We start from the raw sequence: 19565 nt of genomic DNA on the forward strand, positions 1-19565 counted from the left end.
ATTGCGGGGGGCCTGAACCGCCGTTGGCGTTTGTTACGAGGCTGTTTTAATGCCGTTGTCCAACGTCCACATCATCCATCAGGACGCCGCCGTACTGGTGGTGAACAAACCGACCCTGTTGCTCTCCGTGCCCGGCCGGGCCGATGACAACAAGGACTGCCTGATTACCCGCCTGCAGGAAAACGGCTACCCGGAAGCGCGCATCGTCCACCGGCTGGACTGGGAAACTTCCGGCATCATTCTGTTGGCTCGCGATCCCGATACCCACCGTGAACTGTCCCGGCAGTTTCACGACCGTGAAACCGAAAAAGCCTACACCGCCCTGTGCTGGGGCCAGCCGGAGCTGGACAGCGGCAGCATCGATTTGCCGCTGCGCTACGACCCTCCGACCAAGCCACGGCATGTGGTCGACCACGAGTTCGGCAAGAACGCCCTGACCTTCTGGCGGGTGCTGGAGCGCTGCGGCGAGTGGTGCCGGGTGGAACTCACGCCGATCACCGGCCGTTCGCATCAATTGCGCGTGCACATGCTGTCCATCGGCCACCCGCTGCTGGGGGACGGGCTCTACGCCCACGAACAGGCCCTGGCCGCCTGGCCTAGGTTGTGCCTGCACGCCAGCATGCTCAGCTTCACCCACCCGCAAACCGGCGAACGCCTGCGCTTCGAGTGCCCGGCCCCTTTCTAAGCACACGTCACCCATCCCTTGTGGGAGCGGGCTTGCTCGCGAAAGCGGTGTTTCAGTCAATACATGAGTCGACTGACACACCGCTTTCGCGAGCAAGCCCGCTCCCACAGGAGATCTTCTGTGGCTTCAATCTCGCGCCCAGCACTCCCTGCGCCAATTCTCTGACCAATACGTTAAACTGGCCCCACTGCTGTCTGGAGCTACTTATGCGCGAAGAGTTGAACCAAGGCCTGATCGACTTCCTCAAGGCCTCCCCTACCCCGTTCCATGCCACCGCCAGCCTTGTTCAGCGTCTGGAAGCGGCGGGTTATCAGCGCCTCGATGAGCGCGAGACCTGGCACACCGAAGCCAACGGCCGTTACTACGTGACCCGTAACGATTCCTCGATCGTCGCGATCAAAATGGGCCGTCACTCGCCGCTGCATGGCGGGATTCGTCTGGTCGGCGCCCACACCGACAGTCCGTGCCTGCGGGTCAAGCCGCAGCCGGAACTGCAACGCCAGGGCTTCTGGCAACTGGGCGTCGAAGTCTATGGCGGCGCGTTGCTAGCCCCTTGGTTCGACCGTGACCTGTCCCTGGCCGGCCGCGTGACCTTCCGTCGTGACGGCAAGGTCGAGAGCCAGTTGATCGACTTCAAGGCACCGATCGCGATCATTCCCAACCTGGCCATCCACCTCAACCGTGAAGCCAACATGGGCTGGGCGATCAACGCCCAGACCGAACTGCCGCCGGTGCTGGCGCAGTTCGCCGGCGACGAGCGTGTGGATTTCCGCGCCGTGATCACCGACCAACTGGCCCGCGAACACGGCCTGAACGCCGACGTGGTGCTGGATTACGAACTGAGCTTCTACGACACCCAGAGCGCCGCCGTCATCGGCCTGCACGGTGATTTCATCGCCGGTGCGCGCCTGGACAACCTGCTGTCGTGCTACGCCGGCCTGCAAGCATTGCTCACCGCCGACACCGACGAAACCTGCGTGCTGGTGTGCAACGATCACGAAGAAGTCGGCTCCTCCTCGGCCTGCGGCGCCGATGGCCCGATGCTGGAGCAGACCCTGCGTCGCCTGCTGCCCGAAGGTGATGAGTTCGTGCGCACCATTCAGAAATCCCTGCTGGTCTCGGCCGACAACGCCCACGGCGTTCACCCCAACTACGCGGAAAAGCACGACGCCAACCACGGCCCGAAACTCAACGCCGGCCCGGTGATCAAGGTCAACAGCAACCAGCGCTACGCCACCAACAGCGAAACCGCCGGGTTCTTCCGTCACCTGTGCATGGCCGAAGAAGTACCTGTCCAGAGCTTCGTGGTGCGCAGCGACATGGGCTGCGGCTCGACCATCGGCCCGATCACCGCCAGCCACCTGGGCGTGCGCACCGTGGACATCGGCCTGCCGACCTTCGCCATGCACTCGATCCGCGAACTGTGCGGCAGCCACGACCTGGCGCACCTGGTCAAAGTCCTGAGCGCGTTCTACGCCTGCCGCGAATTGCCGTAACCCCTGAAAAGCCTCGCGAGCAAGCCTTCTCCCACCTTTGAAAAGCATTCCAAGTGTGGGAGCGGGCTTGCTCGCGAAAGCGGCAGCACCAGCGCCACAGCGTCAGGATCAACACAGATCGCCACCGGTCACCCCAAATCCCGCCTAAACTTCAATCACCCCCACGACAAGGCAGTCGCCATGATTTCGATGTCCTCCTTCCACGCCATGCTGGTCCCGATCCTGACCGGGATGATCCTGCTGGCGATCGGTTTCAACTTCCGTGACAAGAACGCCGGCGTATTTGCCATGTGGATCGGCATGCTGCTGATTCTCGCCACGGTGGTGTTCAAGATCCTCGCCAAGCTCAACGAATAAACGCCCCCTCACTCGCATTGATTTTGACGGGCTCGTACACTCGGTCGACCCGCTCACTCCGAGGTTGATCGCCCAGTGCTCGCTCGTCTCTTTGCCCTACCGTATCTTTTTCTCATCGGCCTGATGCTGCTGCTGCCGATGGCGCCCGCCCAGGCCGTCGGCCTGCCGAGCCTGCTCAACAGTTCGGCGAACACCCAGCCACAAGCCCAGGAACCCCTCGGGCAATCTCTCGATGAAGTGATCAAGTCGCTGGAAAACGACCAGCAGCGTGCCAAGCTGCTGGCGGATCTGAAGAAACTGCGCGACGCCACGAAAAAAGCCCAGCCGACCGCCGAAGAAGGCGTGCTGGGCCTGATCGGCGGCACACTGGCCAGCTTCGAAAAACAGTTCACCGGGGCCGACAGCCCGCTCACCCGCTGGTCCAACGAATTCGACCTGGCCCAGGATGAGCTGTCCGCACTGATACTGCCGGCCAATGAATGGCTGCCGATCATCTTCGCCTTCGCCATGATTCTGCTGATCTGGAGCCTGCTGGCGGCGGCGCTCATCTGGATCAGCCACCGGGTGCGCATGCGCTTCGGCCTGACCGAAGAACTGCCGCAACACCCCCGGGCGCTGGACATGCTGCGCTTCGCCCTGCGCAAGCTCGGGCCGTGGCTGATCGCACTGGTGATCACCGTGTACATGAGTTACGCCCTGCCCTCGTCACTGGGCAAGAGCCTGGCCATGGTCCTGGCCTATGCGCTGGTGGTGGGCACCTGTTTTTCGGCGATCTGCGTGATCGCCTTCTCCCTGCTCGATGGCCCGCACCGTCACCGCGCCCTGTACATCCTGCGGCATCAGGCCTTTCGCCCGTTGTGGCTGATCGGCAGTTTCGCCGCGTTTGGCGAAGCCTTGAACGATCCGCGCCTGGTGGACAGCCTGGGTGTGCACCTGGCGCATACCGCCGCAACGGTGGCCAACGTGCTCGCCGCCCTGTCAACGGGGTTGTTCATCCTGCGCTTTCGCCGGCCGATCGCGCATCTGATCCGCAACCAGCCCTTGTCGCGACGCCTGACCCGCCGCGCCCTGAGCGACAGCATCGAGATTCTCGGCAGCTTCTGGTACGTACCGGCGCTGGTGCTGGTGGCGATCTCGCTATTCGCCACTTTCGTTTCCGCAGGCGACACCAGCACCGCCCTGCGTCAGTCGCTGATCTGCACCGTGCTGCTGGTGTTGTGCATGGTGATCAACGGTCTGGTACGCCGCCACGCGCTCAAGCCCCATCGCGGGGTCAAGCGCCACGCGTTGTATTCCGAGCGCCTGAAAAGCTTCTTCTACACCCTCGCCCATCTATTGGTCTGGCTGGCCTTCATCGAACTGGGCCTGCGGGTGTGGGGCATGTCGCTGATTGCCTTCACTGAAGGCGAAGGCCATGAAATCAGCGTCAAACTGTTCAGCCTCGGCGGCACGCTGATTTTTGCCTGGCTGGTGTGGATCCTCAGCGACACCGCCGTGCACCACGCCCTGACCCGCTCACGCAAAGGCCTGGCCAACGCCCGGGCGCAGACGATGATGCCGCTGATCCGCAACGTGCTGTTCGTGGCCATTTTCATCATCGCGCTGATCGTCGCCCTGGCGAACATGGGCATGAACGTCACGCCACTGCTGGCCGGTGCCGGCGTGATCGGCCTGGCCATCGGTTTCGGTGCGCAATCGCTGGTGGCCGACCTGATCACCGGGCTGTTCATCATCATCGAAGACTCCCTGGCCATCGACGACTACGTGGACGTCGGCGGCCACCTGGGCACGGTCGAAGGCCTGACCATCCGTACCGTACGCCTGCGGGACATCGATGGCATCGTCCACACCATCCCGTTCAGCGAAATCAAAAGCATCAAGAACTACTCCCGAGAGTTCGGCTACGCGATCTTCCGGGTGGCGGTGCCGGCCAGCATGGACATCGACAACGCGATCAAACTGATGCGCGATGTCGGCCAGAAAATGCGCACCGACCCGCTGCAACGGCGCAATATCTGGTCGCCGCTGGAGATCCAGGGGGTGGAGAGTTTCGAGTCCGGCAACGCGATTTTGCGCGCCCGCTTCAAGACCGCGCCGATCAAGCAATGGGAGGTCTCGCGAGCGTTCAACCTGTCGCTCAAGCGACATCTGGATGAAGCGGGGCTGGATCTGGCGACGCCGCGCATGAGCGTGCAGGTCATCACCGCCGGCGGCGGGCAGGAAACGCAGGAGTGACTGTCGCCCCCCTTCGCGAGCAAGCCCACTCCCACCTTTGAAATGCATTCCAAGTGTGGGAGCGGGCTTGCTCGCGAAGGGGTCGACACGGATACACAGGCAGACCAAAACACTCAGACCACATCCACCCCGACATGAATCGCATCATGGCGCCAGAACTCCAGGTCGCAGTCGATCAACCGCTCATGCTGATCATAATTGACCCGCGCAATCTGCAGCCCCGGGCTGCCCACCGACACCCTTAACGCCGCTGCCGCATCCACCGACAACGCCGTCGGCACGATCTCGAACCGCACTCGCCCGTAATGCAGGTCGTAATGCCGGGCATACAACTCAGTGATCGACTGATTCAAATCGAAGTCCAGAATCCCAGGAAAATACTGCGGGTTCAGGTAGTGCTCGACGTACAGCACCAACCGCCCATCGATGCGCCGCGAACGGCAGATCTGGATCACGCTGGACAACGCCGGCAACTGCAACCAGGCACACACTGCCGCCGATGCCGGTTGCAACCGCGCCGAAATCACCTCGGTGGATGGCACCCGCCCCTGGGCGCTGACCATCGCGTGAAAGTGGCTGCGCTGCATCAGGTTGTAGGCCAGGCGCGGTGGCGAGACGAACCAGCCGCGGCGCTCCTCACGATAAATCTGCCCTTGGGCCTCCAACTGCAACAACGCCTCGCGCACAGTGATCCGCGTCGTGCCGAACAACTCGCTGAGCTTGCGCTCGGCCGGCAGTTTGCTGCCCGCTGCCAGCAAGCCGTGGTCGAGCTGCTCCTGGAGCACCAGGCCGATGGCGGTCACCGCCTTTGTTGCCTCATCACGCATCAACGTTACCTTTCTGGACTAGACCAGCACTGTTTCGGGGCAGAACCACAGGCAAAACCGGCTCTTTGAACATCCTGCAAGCGTAGGCAGTGCAGATGACTGTGCGATGACAAGCGACCGAACGGTCATCCGCGCCGAAGGTTTGCAGACCTGCAATAGATCGGCCAAGTCCCTTGTATAGCGGGCCTTTGCCGATGGTCTACGCTTAGCGGACACCCGCCAGTGGCGGGCAAATAAAAGCCCGGTCGGCCGACGAACGACATCAAAGTGTCATCGAGGCCCCTTAAATTGGCTCAGGTATTGCTGACCTAGACCAACTCAAACCGCAATCGCAGCGTTGAACACGACCCAAGGAGCTTTGGAATGAAAAAGTTTTTCCTGGCATCACTGTTAGGCTCGACCATTGCCATGTGCACCGCCGCCATGGCGGCCGATGATTTGAAAACCCTCGAAGCCGCTGCGAAAGCGGAAGGCGCCGTCAACAGCGTCGGCATGCCCGATGACTGGGCCAACTGGAAAGGCACCTGGGAAGACCTGGCCAAGAAATACGGCCTCAAGCACATCGACACCGACATGAGCTCGGCCCAGGAAATCGCCAAGTTCGCCGCGGAAAAAGACAATGCCAGCGCCGACATCGGCGACGTCGGTGCCGCCTTCGGCCCGATCGCGGTCAAGCAGGGTGTGACGCAACCTTACAAACCGACCACGTGGGATCAGGTACCAGACTGGGCCAAGGACAAGGACGGCAACTGGGCCCTGGCCTACACCGGGACCATCGCGTTCATCGTCAACAAAAAGCTGCTGCACGGCTCCGAAGTGCCGACCAAGTGGGCTGACCTGAAAACCGGTAAATACAAAGTGTCCATCGGTGACGTGAGCACCGCGGCCCAGGCGGCCAACGGCGTTCTGGCTGCGGCACTGGCCAACGGTGGCGACGAGAAAAACCTTGAGCCTGCACTGCTGCTGTTCGCCGACATCGCCAAGCAGGGTCGCCTCTCGATGTCCAACCCGGTCATCGGCGCCATGGAAAAAGGCGAGATCGAAGTCGGTGTGGTCTGGGACTTCAACGGCCTGAGCTACAAGGCCAAGATGGCCAACCCGGATGACTACGTGGTGCTGATCCCGTCCGACGGTTCGGTGATTTCCGGCTACACCACCATCATCAACAAATACGCCAAGAACCCGAACGCCGCCAAGCTGACCCGCGAGTACATCTTCAGCGACGCCGGCCAGATCAACCTGGCCCGCGGCAACGCCCGTCCGATCCGCGCCGAACACATCACCCTGCCGGATGAAGTGAAATCCAAGCTGCTGCCGAACGAGCAGTACAAAAAGGTCACGCCGATCAAGGACGCCGATGCCTGGGAAAAAACCTCCAAGGCCCTGCCGCAGAAGTGGAACGAGCAAGTCATCGTAGAAATGAAATAAGGCTGTAGATCCCCACTTCGGGATCTGATGGAGATCCAAAGGTGGGAGCGGGCTTGCTCGCGAAGGCGGTGTGGCAGTCGACATCAATGTCGAATCCTCGACCGCTTTCGCGAGCAGGCCCGCTCCCACAGTGGACCGAGTGAATTCCGAATTCCTGTTTCGCGGAGTGTTTGCCCCTATGAAGCACAACGTCATCCTTGTCGTGCTCGACGGCCTCAATTACGAAGTCGCGCGCCACGCCATGGGGCACTTGCAGGCTTACGTCGGCGCAGGACGCGCAGCGCTCTACAAACTGGAGTGCGAGTTGCCGGCCCTGTCCCGACCGCTGTACGAATGCATCCTGACCGGCGTCACGCCGATCGACAGCGGCATCGTCCACAACAACGTCTCGCGCCTGTCCAACCAGCGCAGCATCTATCACTACGCCACCGACGCCGGGCTGAAAACCGCTGCCGCGGCTTATCACTGGGTCAGTGAGCTGTACAACCGCTCGCCCTTCCTGGCGTCCCGGGATCGTCACACCGACAACCCTGAATTGCCGATCCAGTACGGCCATTTCTACTGGAACGATCACTACCCCGATTCGCACCTGTTCGCCGACGCCGAAAACCTGCGCCTGCGCCATGCACCGAATTTTCTGCTGATCCACCCGATGAACATCGACGACGCCGGTCACAAGCACGGTCTCGACACCCCGCAATACCGCAACAGCGCGCGCTATGCCGACATTTACCTGGCCGACTACCTGCAAGGCTGGCTCGACGCCGGTTATCAGGTGCTGGTGACCGCCGACCACGGCATGAACAACGACCGCTCCCACAACGGCTTGCTGGCCGAAGAGCGCGAAGTGCCGCTGTTCGTGCTCGGTGATGCCTTCAGCCTTGATACAGGCGCCGCACCAAAACAGATCGAAATATGCGGCACCGTCTGCGAACTGCTGGGCGTACCCCACGACAAACCCGTGTGCCGGGAGCTGCTCAAGTGAACTCAATGACCCGCGGCAAATGGTTGGCGGCCTTGTGCCTGGTGCCTTTCACCCTGTTCTTCATCGTGTTCGAAATCGCCCCACTGGTGTGGGTGATGATCAACAGCCTGCAATCGGAAGAGTTCGGTTGGGGCATTGCCAACTTCACCAAAATCTTCAGCTCGAAGTTCTATCTGCAGGCGATCCAGTACAGCCTCGAGATCAGTTTCTGGTCCAGCGTGTTCGGCATCATCATCGCGGTGCTCGGTGCCTATTCCCTGCGCCGGGTCGATTCGAAGCTGCGCAACTTCGTCAACGCCTTCGCCAACATGACCAGCAACTTCGCCGGCGTGCCGTTGGCGTTCGCCTTCATCATCCTGCTGGGCTTCAACGGCAGCTTTACCATCATGCTCAAGCAGGCCGGGCTGATTCAGGACTTCAACCTGTATTCGAAAACCGGGCTGATCATGCTCTACACCTACTTCCAGATTCCACTGGGCGTGCTGCTGCTGTACCCGGCCTTCGATGCCCTGCGCGAAGACTGGCGCGAATCCGCCGCGCTGCTGGGCGCCAACGGCTGGCAGTTCTGGCGTCACATCGGCCTGCCGGTGCTGACCCCCGCCCTGCTCGGCACCTTCGTGATCCTGCTGGCCAACGCCCTGGGTGCCTACGCCACGGTGTACGCCCTGACCACCGGCAACTTCAACGTGCTGCCGATCCGTATCGCGGCGATGGTCTCCGGCGATATATCCCTGGACCCGAACCTGGCCAGTGCCCTGGCCGTGGTGCTGGTGGCATTGATGACCCTGGTGACCGTCGTGCATCAGCTGCTGCTGAAGAGGAGCTACCATGTCTCGCGCTGAATTGGGTCCGGTGGGCATTTACCATCGGGTCGTGGTCTATCTGCTGTTTGCGATTCTTTTGTTGCCGCTGCTCGGCACCTTCATCTATTCGATTTCCAGCAGTTGGTCGGCGACCATCCTGCCCAGCGGTTTCAGCATCAAATGGTATGCGCAGCTGTGGAGCGATCCGCGCTTTCTCGGTGCCTTCGGCCAGTCGTTGCTGGTGTGCGTCGGTGCGCTGGTGCTGTCGGTGGTGTTGATTTTGCCGCTGCTGTTTGTGGTGCATTACCACTTCCCGAAACTCGATGCGCTGATGAACATCCTGATCCTGCTGCCCTTCGCCGTGCCGCCGGTGGTGTCTTCGGTGGGGTTGTTGCAGCTTTATGGTTCCGGCCCGTTCGCCATGGTCGGCACGCCATGGATCCTGATCGGTTGCTACTTCACCGTGGCGCTGCCGTTCATGTACCGGGCGATCACCAACAACCTGCAGGCGATCAACCTGCGCGACCTGATGGACGCCGCGCAACTGCTCGGTGCCAGCACCTTCCAGGCGGCAATCCTGGTGGTGCTGCCGAACCTGCGCAAAGGCCTGATGGTGGCGTTGCTGCTGTCGTTCTCGTTCCTGTTCGGTGAGTTCGTGTTCGCCAATATCCTGGTCGGCACCCGTTACGAAACCCTGCAGGTCTACCTCAACAACATGCGCAACAGCAGCGGCCACTTCACCAGTGCGCTGGTGATTTCCTACTTCTTCTTTGTGCTGGTTCTGACCTGGGCGGCCAATATCTTGAACAAGGACAAAAGCGAATGAGCTATGTCAGCGTCCAACACCTTCAGAAAAACTACGCTGGCACCACGGTGTTCAGCGACATCAACTGCGAAATCCAGAAAGGTGAATTCGTCACCCTGCTCGGCCCGTCCGGTTGCGGCAAATCCACGCTGCTGCGCTGCATCGCCGGGCTGACCCCGGTGGATGGCGGCAAGATCCTGCTCGATGGTGTCGATATCGTGCCCTTGAGCCCGCAGAAGCGCGGGATCGGCATGGTGTTCCAAAGTTATGCACTGTTCCCCAACATGACCGTCGAGCAGAACGTCGCCTTCGGGTTGCGCATGCAGAAGGTCAATGCCGACGACAGCCAAAAACGCGTCGCCGACGTGTTGAAACTGGTGGAACTGCACGACTTTGCCGCCCGCTATCCGCATCAGTTGTCCGGTGGCCAATGCCAGCGTGTCGCCCTCGCCCGTTCGCTGGTGACCCGGCCACGCCTGTTGCTGCTCGATGAACCGCTGTCGGCCCTGGATGCGCGCATTCGCAAACACCTGCGCGAACAGATCCGGCAGATTCAGCGCGAGCTGGGCCTGACCACGATTTTCGTCACACACGATCAGGAAGAAGCCCTGACCATGTCTGACCGGATTTTCCTGATGAATCAGGGAAAAATCGTACAAAGCGGCGACGCCGAAACCCTGTACACCGCCCCCGTGGATGTGTTCGCCGCCGGCTTCATCGGCAACTACAACCTGCTGGACGCCGAGAGCGCGAGCAAACTGCTGCAACGGCCGATCAACCATCGCATCGCCATCCGCCCGGAGGCCATCGAGCTGAGCCTCAACGGCGAGCTGGATGCCCAGGTGCGCAGCCACAGCCTGTTGGGCAACGTGATTCGCTACCGCATCGAAGCCCGGGGCGTGGAGTTGGTGGTGGACGTGCTCAACCGCTCGGCCGGCGACCTGCATCCCGATGGTCAGCGCCTGGCACTTTCCATCGATCCGACGGCCCTGTGTGAGGTAGCCTGATGCCTTTGTTGATGTCGAAGAGAGAACTGCACTGATGGCCCTGGCAATTTTTGATCTGGACGAAACCCTGATCCACGGCGATTGCGCGTCGCTGTGGAGTGAGCAAATGGTCCGCCTCGGCTGGGTCGACGGCGAATCCTTCCTGCGTCGCGACAAGGAATTGATGGATGCCTACGGCAAGGGCCATCTGGCCATGGAAGATTACATGGCCTTCAGCCTCGAACCGCTGATCGGCCGAACCCCGGCGGAAGTCGAGCACCTGGTCGGCCCGTGGGTGGAAGACTTCATCGAACCGATCATCTTCAGCGACGCCACCAAAGCCATCGCCGCGCACCGCAAGGCGGGCGACCGGATTCTGGTGATCTCAGCCTCGGGCACGCACCTGGTGGCACCGATTGCCGAGCGCATCGGCATCGACGAGATTCTGGGGATCGAACTGGAAGTGGCCCATGGGGTGTACACCGGCAAAACGGTCGGCACCCTGACCTATCGCGAAGGCAAGATCACCCGGCTGCTGGAGTGGCTGGATGCCGAAGAGGAAAACCTCGAAGGCGCGAGCTTCTATTCCGACTCGCGCAATGATCTGCCGCTGTTGCTGAAGGTGGATTTCCCGCACGTGGTCAACCCCGATCCCGTGCTGCTGGAACAGGCCCAGAAGGCCGGCTGGCCCATACACCTCTGGAAGTAATACAGAGCCCCCACTGTGGGAGCGGGCTTGCTCGCGAAAGCGTCGGGTCAGTCAATGCATCATGACATGACACACCGCATTCGCGAGCAAGTCGAATCGTCGCACCGCAGCTCCCACATCAGGTCCGGTGCAGTCAGGTAAGGCTCTCGTCAATCACCAACACCAGTTTCCCCGCCACCGTATTGCTCGCCAACTCTGCAAACGCCGCCTCGGCGTCCTTGATCGGGAAGGTCTTGGCCAGTTGCGGGCTCAGGCGCTTCTCGGCGAACAGCGGCCACACATGCTGGCTCAGATCGCTGAACAGATCAGCCTTGAACTGATCGCTGCGGCTGCGCAGGGTCGAGCCCAGCAGCTGCACACGCTTGGCCAGCACCTGCGCCAGGTCCAGCTTGGCCTCACGCCCGCCCATCAGCCCGATCAGCACCCAACGCCCATCACTGGCCAGCAGTTTCACGTTCAATGCCGCGTAATTGCCGCCCACCGGGTCGAGGATCACATCGAACGGCCCCAGGTCGCGCAAGCTCTCCAGATCGCCGGTGCGCACCACACCACCCTGGGCGCCGAGCGCTTCGCAGTAAGCCAGCCGCTCGGCGGAACCGACACTGACCCAGCACGGGTTGCCAAACGCCTTGCACAGCTGAATGGCCGCTGAACCGATTCCACTTGCCCCGGCATGCAGCAAAACTTTTTCACCGGGTTTGAGCCCCGCGTGTTGAAACAGATTCAGCCACACGGTTGCATACACTTCCGGCAACGCCGCGGCTTCAGCCAACGACATTTCGTCGGGAACCGGCAGCACGTGCCGTCCGTCGACAACCACCTCTTCGGCCATCCCGCCCCCGGCCAGCAAGGCGCAAACCCTGTCGCCGACCTGCCACGACGAGCCCGGGCCGACCTCGCTGATCACCCCCGAACACTCAAGACCCAGCACCTGGCTGGCCCCTGGCGGCGGCGGATAAAGACCGGCCTTTTGCAGCAAATCGGCGCGATTGAGTCCCGCAGCCGCCACCCGAATCCGAACTTGTCCTGCATCACATGCAGGACTTGGCTCTTCAACCCACTCCACTTGACCGTCAACGCCTTGCAATGCTTTCACAGTGCCTCCATAGTGAGTCTGGACTGAGCCCGAAGCTGTAGCGCCGGGCTTTTTGCATTATGCGACCGGCCCTTGTGGAACCGGCGACTTCAAAGACGGCCTAATATGCGTTATCAATTGTCCCCGCGTCGAATCAACATGAAGCGTTTGTTCCCCAGCACCGCCCTCGCCCTTTTCATCGGTATCGGCCTTCTGCCGATGTCGAGCAGTTCGTTCGCAGCCAACAGCTGGGACAAGCTTCAACCGGATCGTGACGAAGTCATCGCCAGCCTGAACGTCGTGGAACTGCTCAAGCGCCACCACTACAGCAAACCGCCGCTCGATGACGCGCGCTCGCAGATCATCTACGACAGCTACCTCAAGTTGCTCGACCCCTCGCGCAGCTATTTCATGGCCAGCGACATCGCCGAATTCGACAAGTGGAAGACCCAGTTCGACGACTTCCTAAAAAGCGGCGACCTCAACGCCGGGTTCACCATCTACAAGCGCTACCTGGACCGCGTCAAGGCGCGTCTGGACTTCGCCCTTGCCGAGCTGAACAAGGGCGTCGACAAGATCGATTTCACCACCAAGGAAACCTTGCTGATCGACCGCAAGGACGCCCCTTGGCTCAAATCCACCGCCGAACTCGACGACCTGTGGCGCAAACGCGTCAAGGACGAAGTGCTGCGCATGAAGATCGCCGGCAAGGATTCCAAGCAAATCCAGGAAACCCTGACCAAGCGCTACAAGAACCAATTGGCGCGCCTGGACCAGACCCGTGCCGAGGACATCTTCCAGGCGTACATCAATACCTTCGCCATGTCCTACGACCCGCACACCAACTACCTGTCGCCGGATAACGCGGAAAACTTCGACATCAACATGAGCCTGTCCCTGGAGGGCATCGGCGCCGTGTTGCAGAGCGACAACGATCAAGTGAAAATCGTGCGCCTGGTGCCTGCCGGCCCTGCCGACAAGACCAAACTGGTGGCACCGGCCGACAAGATCATCGGCGTTGCCCAGGGCAACAAAGAGATGGTCGATGTGGTGGGCTGGCGTCTGGACGAAGTGGTCAAGCTGATCCGCGGTCCGAAAGGCACCGTGGTGCGCCTGGAAGTGATCCCGGCCAGCAACGCCCCGAACGACCAGACCAGCAAGATCGTGCCGATCACCCGCGAAGCGGTGAAGCTCGAAGATCAGGCCGTGAAGAAGTCGGTGCTCAACCTCAAGCAGGATGGCAAGGACTACAAGCTCGGCATCATCGAGATCCCGGCCTTCTACCTGGACTTCAAGGCCTTCCGTGCCGGCGATCCGGACTACAAGAGCACCACCCGCGACGTCAAGAAACTGCTGACCGAACTGCAGAAAGACAAGGTCGACGGCGTGGTCATCGACCTGCGCAACAACGGCGGCGGTTCCCTGCAGGAAGCCACCGAGCTGACCAGCCTGTTCATCGACAAAGGCCCGACCGTGCTGGTGCGCAACGCCGATGGCCGTGTCGATGTGCTCGAAGATGAAAACCCGGGCGCGTTCTACAAAGGCCCGATGGCATTGCTGGTCAACCGCCTGTCCGCCTCGGCTTCGGAAATTTTCGCCGGCGCCATGCAGGACTACCACCGTGCACTGATCATCGGTGGCCAGACCTTCGGCAAAGGCACCGTGCAGACCATCCAGCCGCTCAACCATGGCGAACTGAAGCTGACCCTGGCCAAGTTCTACCGGGTTTCCGGCCAGAGCACCCAGCATCAGGGCGTACTGCCGGACATCAACTACCCGTCGATCATCGATACCAAGGAAATCGGCGAGAGCGCCCTGCCTGAAGCCATGCCGTGGGACACCATCAAAGCGGCGATCAAGCCTGCCGTGGATCCGTTCAAACCGTACATCACCCAGCTCACCTCCGAGCATGATGCGCGTACGGCCAAGGATGCGGAGTTCGTGTTCATCCGCGACAAACTGGCCCTGGCACAGAAGCTGATGGCGGAAAAAACCGTCAGCCTCAACGAAGCCGAGCGTCGTGCGCAACACGCCGACATCGAAGCCAAGCAACTGGCCATGGAGAACATCCGTCGCAAGGCCAAGGGCGAAGAGCCGCTCAAAGAGCTGAAAAAAGAAGACGAGGACGCCATCGCGGCCGAGCCGGACAAGACCAAGCCAGAAGACGACGCTTACCTGAGCGAGACCGGGCGCATCCTGCTCGATTACCTCAAGCTCAACTCGGCGGTGGCCAAGCACTGAGACGCTGATCACAGGTGATGGCAAATTAATGCTGACGCGCTTCGGAGCGTCATCAAACAGTCATCATTCTGTCGTGAAATAAAGGACTGGGCGTGCTCTCTTACCAAGAGCCCGCCCAGTCCTTTTTTTATCGCCAGAGATTGCCATGACCACAACCGAACAGCTGAGTGCGTTGAGCTCAATTTTGACTCAAGGCGATTTGCACAGCCTGTTCCAGCCGATCATCAGCCTCTCCGAGCGACGCATCCTGGGCTACGAAGCTTTGAGTCGCGGCCCGTCCAACAGCCCGCTGCACTCCCCGATCGCCCTGTTCGCCGTGGCCCGCCAGGCCGGCCGCTTGAGCGAACTGGAAATCGCCTGCCGGCAGAGCGCTTGCCGACGCTTCAACGACCAGAAACTGCCTGGCCTGCTGTTTCTCAACGTGTCCCCCGAGTCCCTGCTGGAAGCCGCGCATCAACCGGGGCGCACCCTGCAATTGCTGCAGGATTTTGGTATTCCGCCGAGTCAGGTGGTTATCGAGTTGACCGAACAGACGCCGATCGATGACTTCCAGCTATTACAAACCGCCTTGCATCATTACCGGGCGATGGGCTTTTCCATCGCCCTGGATGACTTGGGCGCGGGTTATTCAAGCCTGCGCCTGTGGTCTGAATTGCGTCCGGACTACGTGAAGATCGACCGGCATTTCATCGATGGCATACACCAGGATGCGCTGAAACGAGAGTTCGTCGGCTCGATCCTGCAAATTGCCAAGGCCTCTCGGGCACAGGTCATCGCCGAAGGCATCGAGTTGCCGGAGGAACTGGCGGTGCTGACCGAAATGGGCGTGGATCTGGTCCAGGGCTATCTGCTCTGCCGTCCTCAGGAGCATCCTCCCCGCGACGCCAGGACCCTGATGCCCAGGCAAGACAGTACGGCCGTGGTGTTGAATGACGAAGCCAGCGACCTGAGCGCCCTGCTCAACGATCAGCCCGCGGTAGGCCGCGACACCCCGACCGCCACTGTCCTCGAAGCTTTCCGTCGCCAGGCCAACCTGAACTCGCTGGCGGTGCTGGATGAACAGGGCCAGCCCTGCGGCATCGTCCATCGGCATTCGCTATCGGACGCCTTGCTCAAGCCGTTTGCCACCGATCTGTTTGCTCGAAAACCCATCAGCCGTTTGATGAGCGATGACTTTTTGGCCGTCGAGATGAGCCAGTCGCTGCAACAGGTCAGCCGCCTGATCACCAGCCGCGCCCGGCAACGCATCGAGGAAGACTTCATCATCACCCTCAACGGCGGCTACCTGGGATTGGGCCGGGTGATCGATGTACTCAAGCTGATCACTGAACTGAAAATCCAGCAGGCCCGCTACGCCAATCCGCTGACCTTGTTGCCGGGCAACGTGCCGATCCAGCAATGCCTCACGCGGCTGCTGCAACAGCAGCGCGAATCGGTGATCTGTTACGTCGACATCGACAGTTTCAAACCCTTCAACGACATCTACGGCTACGGCCGTGGCGACGAAGTGCTGCTGTGCCTGGCGCAGTGCCTGAACGACCGCGTCGACCCGTCCCGCGACTTCGTCGGCCACATTGGTGGTGACGATTTCCTGCTGGTGCTCGGCCCGGAAGACTGGTGCAAACGTTTGAACCAGTTACTGGACGACTTCCAGAGCCAGTGCCGGCGCTTCTACCGCAGCGAACACCTCGAAGCCGGCTGCTTCGTCGCCCCCAACCGCCAGGGTGTGCGCCAGGAATTCCCGTTGCTGTCGCTGTCCATTGGCGTGGTGCATCTGCACCCCGAGGCCTGCCCCGCCATCGACGCCAGCCAGCTGGCGGAGATGGCGTCCCAGGCCAAACATCACGCCAAGAACGTACCGGGGTACAGCGTGCATGTGATTGATAGCCTGGCTGTGGCGGAGCCTGAAGGTGCCAGGCTGATGGGACAGCGCTGACCGGGCAGACGCCCCATTTATAAAGGCTCAGCCCTCAACCGCCGCCCAACCACATCCAGCACATCACACCCATCCCGCAGCGCAATGGCACACAGCAAGGCAAAATCACTGAGAATGAAAGACTCACACTCGATCGAGCCGCGCATGGACAGGTTTTCCAGTACCTGAGTGACAGCGCGGATTCGGTAGCCTGCGGCGTCGGTGAGGATATCGAGGGGGGCATGGGTATCGACGAACAGTGTGGGCATGTCGGTGCAGTTGCTGGTCAATGCCATGAAGCGGTTGTCGGGATGGGGGGTTGGTTTTTCGTAGGGTGGATCTGGATGAATACTCTTCATTGTTCAAACCTCTGGTATCGAAATGGACGCTCCCACCGACCTTCCTACAGGTTTGGGTGGCAGCCATACGCGGGGTAGGAATATCGAGACCAGAGAACTCGACCACACCGAAGCGTGCCCGCGCACAGCCGCCGCAAATGATCTTACGGATGCACATTTGCAGCCGCAAATCAGATATCGACGCCCTTTGCGTTCTTCTAGTCTTCGAGGGTTCCTACGCCCTGCCACCGGTGTTGCGGTGACAACCAAAGACTATCCATGGATTTCAAATAGCACCAGTTCATGGGAATCGATAGAACTTGAAGGAAATCTCCTAGGACGTTGACGGGAAATACGCTGCTTACCTTTGGGGTTCGCGATGCCAATCAAGAGTAAAAGCTAGAGCATGCGAAAGACATGTTCTAGCCAAGCCTTTCCTGACGACCACGCGTGTGGGTAATAGTAGTAACAGCTGAGCTCCCGAAATAAAAAATTCTGTAACTCCCCTTCACTCTGAGTGGTGGCCAAAAGATTCTGCAACTCGCTTTTCACCTGTAAAAGCGTTTCTATCGATGAGTCAATAACAAATGATCGAATGACCTCTTCTTCGGTATCATGATCGAAACTCCAGTCTTGATGGAAATAGCTCGCTAAAAACTCATACAACTCCGGGAATTCGTCACTCATTTCGCCGCATATCCTGCATGCATTTAACAACCATATGAAAATCAGCTATTTATCTAGAAAGGGGCCGATTCTATCTGCATCCCACAACAATACAAACACCTTGGACCCAATCAACAAAATCGACCCTCTTATTAAAACAAAGCATCACCAAAGGCTTAGTTTAGCTTATAGTAAAACACGAACTCCTTACCAAGCTAGAGAATCTTCCTGACTTGCCTTATATAGTTCACCAACCCAAGCCTCGGACAACATAGCATAGACATCATTGAAAAATGCCCTTGGATCTTTCATTTCATTCCACCCTGGAGGAAGCAAAGAATGAGATAGGGGGTTATGCTCCAGAATTTCAGAAAAAACACTTGAGTCACCATCAAGCGCTTCTTCCAATACAAAAAACAAGACAAACTTGTGCCTATAGCTCAATCCAGCAAAACGCTTCACAATAAAATTAGATATTAAAAACTTTCTATCTGCAGGACATTCAGGGTCGTACGCCGACAACTCGCCCCCAAGACTCTCCTCGCGGCCATAGATATCGAACCCACCGAGAAAATGCTCTACACTCGGGTTATATGGAATATTAAGAAAAGGATGCATCAGCATTAAATTTTCTCCACCGGGTAAAGCGCTATTGGCTGCAACGTCTCAAAATCGAACTTCATCTCAAAGGCATTCATATTAGGAATATAACGCGGATTTGTAGGATCCAAGGGATTAGGTTCATATCCAACCCCCACATTTTCAGCCTCCATTCGCACAACCAAATTTCCCTTACTATCCTCTCCGGTAAAGCGCGGCATGTTTCTGGCTTCCCGCGTCATCGCTTCGTTATATGCACTCAACTGCGCGCTATAGCTTACAAATTTAGAGTTTGGAACTGCTCTCCACTTTTTACTTCCCTCGTGAACATCTTGAGTAGTGGTTTGGGACTGAGCAACAGCTTCAGAATTTTTGGCCCCATTCTTATCCGCAACTTTCCCCATGATCTTCCTTTTTATGCTGCTAAAATCGACATCATTCAGATCTCACGACTCAAACAAACCTTTCCACGAAGTTAGATGACGCCACTTTCTTGATTTTGATACCGTTTCAAACAGCTCAGGAGTACTGCCATGAATTGCCTTCGATCTTTAATATCTTCATCAAAATAAGTATCCATTTTGTTAAAAACCCCATCAAAATTGTCACCTTTATTTAAAAAAAATGACAAAGTCTCAATCAGTCGCACCCGTTCTTCTTCACTATAATTAAAGAATTCCGGGCACAATAAAACATCAAAAAGCTCGCAAAGTTCGCCTTCATCGTTAACATCCTTCGAAACTATAATCTCCTCTCGCTCCAAATCATGCGTATTTTCAATATCAAAAACGAAAAGCAAACCTCGTATGCTCCAAAGTGTGTAGGGCCTATCCATCAGTCAAAGTCCGTATATGAAGTGATAGGTCGACCATCGCTTTTAAGTATGACAACCGCTCTGGTTTGCTCACCATACTGCAACCCCTCTCTTTTAAATCCCTCGCCTATTTTTCTACCCATTTCGATAGGCTCCCGTGAAGCATCTAAACCGTTCCGCTTAAAAATTAACTGAGCGCGTTGTATTGCATTAAATTGATCACGATGACTCAAAAAATGCGTTGCGGCTGAAGGAATGACCGGCTCACCTTCGCGCCGTCCTCTGTTGTAGCGTTCTATTTATCCTGTTGTTGGATTTTTCCCCGTTTGCACACGTTCCAACTGCGATTGCAGGGTCGTTTGTGCGCCATGCTTCTGATGAAAGTGAGCGCCATCAATCGATTTTTCCATTTCGTCTAAGCGCCTGTAAAAAACCGACTCTGATAACTCATCTATTCTTGCTCTCCGCTGCTCTGCCGTCATTTTCGGCAGCTGCGGTTCGCCTTCGTCAACTCTAGCTGCACCAACACCCTCTGGCGCTGTGCATCCTGGTTTGTTAGCCCCGGGACAATTCCCACTCAACCCCAACGGGTCAACCCAC

19 protein-coding genes and 1 pseudogene are annotated in these 19565 nt (G+C 58.8%); 12 read left to right on the forward strand and 8 right to left on the reverse strand.

Going from position 1 to position 19565, the window contains the following annotated elements; translation table 11 throughout:
- Window positions 1–49 precede the first annotated feature (49 nt).
- From B0W55_RS23685 to B0W55_RS23695, 4 genes are all read left to right on the forward strand, one after another.
- Window positions 50–685, forward strand: a complete 636-nt coding sequence (locus tag B0W55_RS23685; protein WP_077048334.1) for an RluA family pseudouridine synthase — start codon at window positions 50–52, stop codon at window positions 683–685.
- A 206-nt stretch (window positions 686–891) separates the two neighbouring features.
- Complete coding sequence (locus B0W55_RS23690) at window positions 892–2181, forward strand: M18 family aminopeptidase (RefSeq protein ID WP_077048335.1); 1290 nt, start codon at window positions 892–894, stop codon at window positions 2179–2181.
- 180 nt (window positions 2182–2361) lie between these two features.
- Window positions 2362–2538 (forward strand): hypothetical protein, encoded by a 177-nt coding sequence (locus B0W55_RS30875; protein WP_175645555.1) that lies wholly within the window; start codon window positions 2362–2364, stop codon window positions 2536–2538.
- 75 nt (window positions 2539–2613) lie between these two features.
- Window positions 2614–4773: a mechanosensitive ion channel family protein gene (locus tag B0W55_RS23695; protein ID WP_077048336.1), complete on the forward strand. Its 2160-nt coding sequence runs from the start codon at window positions 2614–2616 to the stop codon at window positions 4771–4773.
- A gap of 113 nt (window positions 4774–4886) precedes the next feature.
- Here B0W55_RS23695 and B0W55_RS23700 read toward each other — a convergent pair whose 3' ends face one another.
- On the reverse strand, window positions 4887–5600 hold the full coding sequence (locus B0W55_RS23700) for a UTRA domain-containing protein (protein ID WP_077048337.1): 714 nt from the start codon (window positions 5598–5600) through the stop codon (window positions 4887–4889).
- Window positions 5601–5963: 363 nt separating this feature from the next.
- Between B0W55_RS23700 and B0W55_RS23705 the strand changes: the two genes are divergently transcribed.
- From B0W55_RS23705 to B0W55_RS23730, 6 genes are all read left to right on the forward strand, one after another.
- A complete protein-coding gene (locus B0W55_RS23705; RefSeq protein WP_077048338.1) occupies window positions 5964–7028 on the forward strand; it encodes an ABC transporter substrate-binding protein in 1065 nt (354 codons plus the stop codon).
- A gap of 178 nt (window positions 7029–7206) precedes the next feature.
- Window positions 7207–8013: an alkaline phosphatase family protein gene (locus tag B0W55_RS23710; protein WP_077048339.1), complete on the forward strand. Its 807-nt coding sequence runs from the start codon at window positions 7207–7209 to the stop codon at window positions 8011–8013.
- A 5-nt stretch (window positions 8014–8018) separates the two neighbouring features.
- Complete coding sequence (locus tag B0W55_RS23715; RefSeq protein WP_175645557.1) at window positions 8019–8855, forward strand: ABC transporter permease subunit; 837 nt, start codon at window positions 8019–8021, stop codon at window positions 8853–8855.
- Entirely contained in the window at window positions 8842–9642 is an 801-nt protein-coding gene (locus B0W55_RS23720; RefSeq protein WP_077048341.1) for an ABC transporter permease, read from the forward strand. Before B0W55_RS23715 ends, B0W55_RS23720 begins: the two co-directional genes overlap by 14 nt.
- Complete coding sequence (locus B0W55_RS23725; protein ID WP_077048342.1) at window positions 9639–10628, forward strand: ABC transporter ATP-binding protein; 990 nt, start codon at window positions 9639–9641, stop codon at window positions 10626–10628. Before B0W55_RS23720 ends, B0W55_RS23725 begins: the two co-directional genes overlap by 4 nt.
- 34 nt (window positions 10629–10662) lie before the next feature.
- Window positions 10663–11316, forward strand: a complete 654-nt coding sequence (locus B0W55_RS23730; protein WP_077048343.1) for an HAD family phosphatase — start codon at window positions 10663–10665, stop codon at window positions 11314–11316.
- 133 nt (window positions 11317–11449) lie between these two features.
- Here the strand turns inward: B0W55_RS23730 and B0W55_RS23735 are convergent, their stop codons facing one another.
- Entirely contained in the window at window positions 11450–12412 is a 963-nt protein-coding gene (locus tag B0W55_RS23735; protein WP_077048344.1) for a zinc-binding dehydrogenase, read from the reverse strand.
- A gap of 138 nt (window positions 12413–12550) precedes the next feature.
- Between B0W55_RS23735 and B0W55_RS23740 the strand changes: the two genes are divergently transcribed.
- The gene (locus tag B0W55_RS23740; RefSeq protein ID WP_175645556.1) at window positions 12551–14632 is read left to right on the forward strand and encodes a carboxy terminal-processing peptidase; all 2082 of its coding nucleotides are present in this window, start codon (window positions 12551–12553) and stop codon (window positions 14630–14632) included.
- A 145-nt stretch (window positions 14633–14777) separates the two neighbouring features.
- Entirely contained in the window at window positions 14778–16568 is a 1791-nt protein-coding gene (locus B0W55_RS23745) for a bifunctional diguanylate cyclase/phosphodiesterase (RefSeq protein ID WP_077048346.1), read from the forward strand.
- A gap of 17 nt (window positions 16569–16585) precedes the next feature.
- Here B0W55_RS23745 and B0W55_RS23750 read toward each other — a convergent pair whose 3' ends face one another.
- The 6 genes and pseudogenes from B0W55_RS23750 to B0W55_RS31675 form a co-directional block, all read right to left on the reverse strand.
- Window positions 16586–16906 carry a hypothetical protein gene (locus B0W55_RS23750; protein ID WP_077048347.1) on the reverse strand — a complete coding sequence of 107 codons (321 nt, stop codon included), beginning with the start codon at window positions 16904–16906 and terminating at the stop codon, window positions 16586–16588.
- 378 nt (window positions 16907–17284) lie between these two features.
- Window positions 17285–17572 carry a contact-dependent growth inhibition system immunity protein gene (locus tag B0W55_RS23755; protein WP_077048348.1) on the reverse strand — a complete coding sequence of 96 codons (288 nt, stop codon included), beginning with the start codon at window positions 17570–17572 and terminating at the stop codon, window positions 17285–17287.
- 186 nt (window positions 17573–17758) lie between these two features.
- Window positions 17759–18175 carry a hypothetical protein gene (locus tag B0W55_RS23760; RefSeq protein ID WP_077048349.1) on the reverse strand — a complete coding sequence of 139 codons (417 nt, stop codon included), beginning with the start codon at window positions 18173–18175 and terminating at the stop codon, window positions 17759–17761.
- Window positions 18175–18555: a hypothetical protein gene (locus tag B0W55_RS31275; RefSeq protein WP_256576384.1), complete on the reverse strand. Its 381-nt coding sequence runs from the start codon at window positions 18553–18555 to the stop codon at window positions 18175–18177. The genes B0W55_RS23760 and B0W55_RS31275 overlap by 1 nt, the downstream gene beginning before the upstream one ends.
- 71 nt (window positions 18556–18626) lie before the next feature.
- Window positions 18627–18986: a hypothetical protein gene (locus tag B0W55_RS23770; protein WP_077048350.1), complete on the reverse strand. Its 360-nt coding sequence runs from the start codon at window positions 18984–18986 to the stop codon at window positions 18627–18629.
- A 278-nt stretch (window positions 18987–19264) separates the two neighbouring features.
- Window positions 19265–19565, reverse strand: a pseudogene (locus B0W55_RS31675) (rhs family protein); the annotation flags it as partial.

Source organism: Pseudomonas sp. KK4 (genome assembly GCF_001984065.1).
Lineage (GTDB): Bacteria > Pseudomonadota > Gammaproteobacteria > Pseudomonadales > Pseudomonadaceae > Aquipseudomonas.

Bases quoted from the DNA above. Each gene is read 5' to 3' on its own strand.
- B0W55_RS23700 (WP_077048337.1), bottom strand. From the start codon at position 5,600: ATGCGTGATGAGGCAACAAAGGCGGTGACCGCCATCGGCCTGGTGCTC.
- B0W55_RS23710 (WP_077048339.1), top strand. From the start codon at position 7,207: ATGAAGCACAACGTCATCCTTGTCGTGCTCGACGGCCTCAATTACGAA.
- B0W55_RS30875 (WP_175645555.1), top strand. From the start codon at position 2,362: ATGATTTCGATGTCCTCCTTCCACGCCATGCTGGTCCCGATCCTGACC.
- B0W55_RS31275 (WP_256576384.1), bottom strand. From the start codon at position 18,555: ATGGGGAAAGTTGCGGATAAGAATGGGGCCAAAAATTCTGAAGCTGTT.
- B0W55_RS23720 (WP_077048341.1), top strand. From the start codon at position 8,842: ATGTCTCGCGCTGAATTGGGTCCGGTGGGCATTTACCATCGGGTCGTG.
- B0W55_RS23685 (WP_077048334.1), top strand. From the start codon at position 50: ATGCCGTTGTCCAACGTCCACATCATCCATCAGGACGCCGCCGTACTG.
- B0W55_RS23745 (WP_077048346.1), top strand. From the start codon at position 14,778: ATGACCACAACCGAACAGCTGAGTGCGTTGAGCTCAATTTTGACTCAA.
- B0W55_RS23770 (WP_077048350.1), bottom strand. From the start codon at position 18,986: ATGGATAGGCCCTACACACTTTGGAGCATACGAGGTTTGCTTTTCGTT.
- B0W55_RS23690 (WP_077048335.1), top strand. From the start codon at position 892: ATGCGCGAAGAGTTGAACCAAGGCCTGATCGACTTCCTCAAGGCCTCC.
- B0W55_RS23755 (WP_077048348.1), bottom strand. From the start codon at position 17,572: ATGAGTGACGAATTCCCGGAGTTGTATGAGTTTTTAGCGAGCTATTTC.
- B0W55_RS23750 (WP_077048347.1), bottom strand. From the start codon at position 16,906: ATGAAGAGTATTCATCCAGATCCACCCTACGAAAAACCAACCCCCCAT.
- B0W55_RS23725 (WP_077048342.1), top strand. From the start codon at position 9,639: ATGAGCTATGTCAGCGTCCAACACCTTCAGAAAAACTACGCTGGCACC.
- B0W55_RS23760 (WP_077048349.1), bottom strand. From the start codon at position 18,175: ATGCTGATGCATCCTTTTCTTAATATTCCATATAACCCGAGTGTAGAG.
- B0W55_RS23730 (WP_077048343.1), top strand. From the start codon at position 10,663: ATGGCCCTGGCAATTTTTGATCTGGACGAAACCCTGATCCACGGCGAT.
- B0W55_RS23705 (WP_077048338.1), top strand. From the start codon at position 5,964: ATGAAAAAGTTTTTCCTGGCATCACTGTTAGGCTCGACCATTGCCATG.
- B0W55_RS23715 (WP_175645557.1), top strand. From the start codon at position 8,019: ATGACCCGCGGCAAATGGTTGGCGGCCTTGTGCCTGGTGCCTTTCACC.
- B0W55_RS23740 (WP_175645556.1), top strand. From the start codon at position 12,551: ATGAAGCGTTTGTTCCCCAGCACCGCCCTCGCCCTTTTCATCGGTATC.